This window comes from Protofrankia sp. CiP3 (assembly GCF_917627345.1).
Taxonomy (GTDB): Bacteria; Actinomycetota; Actinomycetes; order Frankiales; family Frankiaceae; genus Protofrankia.
The window spans coordinates 1-2,685 of sequence record NZ_CAKJTM010000231.1 but is presented as its reverse complement, the minus strand read 5'-3'; the positions used below and the strand labels follow the sequence as shown (position 1 = coordinate 2,685).

Genomic DNA, 2,685 nt, shown 5'->3' with positions numbered 1-2,685 from the left:
TGTGGTGCACTTCGACCTGTTCCGTGGAGCCGCATAGTTCGCAGACCTCGGCCAGGAGCCGTTGAACAAGCTCTGACCGACGCCCATTCCATATGCGTGGCGGATTGTCGTTGAGGGGCCGTGGCGTGGTGTCCCGTGCCAGACTGATACCGCCCCAGTGTGCGACCAGTGGCGGTCGTCCGCCATCCCGGTGCACCGTGACCTGAAGGCCACGACGCGGACCGTTCTCGGTGTCGAGTACGGCTCGGTAACGAGCGGTAGACCTGCGGGACCGTGATCCGATACTTACGGGCCAGGGTCTTGGTCAGCGACCGTTCCATAACGTACTTCACATAACCGAGCCGATGACGGTTGAACGCCAACCGGTAGTACTCCGCGACACCCCGGAACTCGGCCTGGAACTGCGCGACGATACTGAAGTCCGTATTCACCGTGCGTTCGGTTCGCCGGATCGGTCTGCCGTGGTGCAGGTAGGGCGCACATGTGGCACGGATGACATCGACCGGCACCTTCAGCCCGATCGCCGCGTTGATGCTGCGGTGACCTCGCTGATCGCGCTTGTGGTCGGCGTGCAACACCACAATCTCATAGCCGAGGAACCGGGCGGCCTGCGTCCGCCCATGTGTGATCACGGTCTTGGCCTGGGACAGCTCCAACGCGAGATCTTCCCGCAGGAACCGCCCGACCTCGGCCTTGATTTCCTCGGCTGTGCGTCCTGAAGACCGGAGGTGGTAACACGGTGTAGTTGGCCGTTGCTGAAGGTCGTGCTCGTCGTTGCTTGCCGGTGAGAGTCCGGTCCGGGTAGCTGCCAGGAGGCCCGGTAGCAGGCTGGCGGTCCGGTTGGGTAACTGGCCGGGTCGAAGCCCAGCGTCAAAAGCCCTGTCAGGGGGAGCAACTGAACGGTCCGTAGCATGAAGCGAACGCTGCCGCGTCGTCAAAGTCCCGGCCTTCGGGTCGGAAAGAGGGAGAGCCGAGCCGCGAGCTTCACGGTGAAGGCCATGGAAGCGGTGAAGACCCTGGAGGCACAGCCGTGAGGAATTCCCCGGCGTAAGGGCGGCGGAACGTTCAGATAGTGACGGCGGGAACAGGAGAGACCCTACCCGGCCCGGGGGCCCTGCGAATACGGCCGCCGGAAGTGGGGTGCCCTATAACCGGCTGAACCCGGGAAATGGGCTACCTGCCGGAGGGGAGTCGGAGGCGGTCATATTACCGGTGGAGCCGAGCGGACAACATAACCGCCGGTGAGGGAAGGGCCGCTGCTTCGTCGACGCGTCTCGGCGTGGAGGAGAGCTGGTGAGTGCCACGTGGCTAGGACCACCGAGCAAGACAAGGTTCAGATTCTGCAACGGACGCTGTACCGGGCGGCCAAGGCTGACCCCGGGCGTCGGTTCCATGCGCTCTATGACAAGGTCTATCGCAGGGACGTGCTGGAGCGCGCGTGGGCCCAGGTGCGCCGTAACAACGGAGCGCCTGGCGTTGACTGGATCACTATCGCCGACGTCGAGCGGCAAGGGGTTTCCCAGATGCTCGACGAGCTGGCCGCGGACCTGAGAAGTGGGGAGTGGCGGCCGTCGCCGGCGCGCCGGGTGCTGATACCGAAGCCGGGGGCTGTCGAACGGCGCCCGCTCTCGATTCCGACGGTACGCGACCGTGTCGTGCACACTGCGGTGAAGCTGGTCCTTGAGAGTGTGTTCGAGGCTGACTTCCTGCCGTGCTCGTTCGGGTTCCGACCTGGGAAGAGCGTGCATGATGCCCTGCAGGTTCTCATCGACGAGAGCTGGCAGGGGCGTAGATGGGTGGTGGAGACGGATATCGCCAATTGCTTTTCGGCGATTCCGCATGACCGGTTAATGAAGGCGGTGGAGGAACGGGTCAGTGACCGGCGTCTCTTGAATATGCTGCGGATGCTCCTGAGCGTCGGAGTGATGAAGGAGGGGTTGGTCCGTCGCGAGGTGACCGGAACTCCCCAGGGGGCACCGGTGTCAGCATTGCTGGCTAACGTCTATCTGCACCAGCTTGATCGTGCTTGGTGTGGAGGGGCCGGGGCCGGTGTGCTTGTGCGCTTCTGCGATGACCTGGTAGTGCTGTGTCGGAGTCGGCGGGAGGCTGAGCGGGCACTTGAGGTCCTGACGGCGATTCTCGCTGACCTTGGTCTGGAGCCAAAGGCGGCAAAGACGAGGATCGTCCACCTGGTGGAGGGGGGAGAGGGCCTGGACTTTCTGGGATTCCACCACCGCTGGGTGCGGTCCGAATCTCCATGGTTCCGGCATGTGCAGTTCCTGGCCCGTTGGCCCTCGAGGAGGGCGATGCAGCATGTTAGGGATCGCATCCGTGAGTTGACGGGGCGGGACCGGCTGCTGGTGCCGATCGAGGTGGTGGTGGCGGAGGTCAACAGCGTGTTACGCGGGTGGGCCGGTTTCTTCCGTTACGGCAACTCGGCTCGGCATTTCGTGACGATCAGATGGTATGCGCTGGGCAGGCTCGCGCGGTTTGTGGCGAAGAAGCATCAGCGACGGCCTGCGTTCGGCCGATGGATGGTCGGCGTCGTGTCCGGTAACCAGTTGGGTCTGGTCGACCTCAGTGGGATCGTGATAGCACCACGGCCGAATAAGCCGTGGCGGGAGAAGGCTGAACGCCGACGGTGAACGGCGTCGGTGAGCTGTGTGCGGGAGAACCGCTTGCACA

General features: G+C 64.0%; 3 protein-coding genes. 2 read left to right on the top strand and 1 reads right to left on the bottom strand.

All coding sequences use genetic code 11. From position 1 onward, the window contains the following. A partial coding sequence (locus tag MJ797_RS26735; RefSeq protein WP_305039805.1) for a group II intron reverse transcriptase/maturase occupies positions 1 to 431 on the bottom strand: 431 nt, incomplete at its 3' end. On the opposite strand from MJ797_RS26735, the gene MJ797_RS26730 reads away from it, so the two are divergent. Both MJ797_RS26730 and ltrA read left to right on the top strand, forming a co-directional pair. Further along, positions 345 to 719: a hypothetical protein gene (locus MJ797_RS26730; RefSeq protein ID WP_239342520.1), complete on the top strand. Its 375-nt coding sequence runs from the start codon at positions 345 to 347 to the stop codon at positions 717 to 719. The two genes, MJ797_RS26735 and MJ797_RS26730, sit on opposite strands and share 87 nt — an antisense overlap. Before the next feature lie 585 nt (positions 720 to 1,304). Further along, positions 1,305 to 2,645, top strand: a complete 1,341-nt coding sequence (gene ltrA / locus MJ797_RS26725; RefSeq protein ID WP_239342518.1) for a group II intron reverse transcriptase/maturase — start codon at positions 1,305 to 1,307, stop codon at positions 2,643 to 2,645. Positions 2,646 to 2,685: the final 40 nt, after the last annotated feature.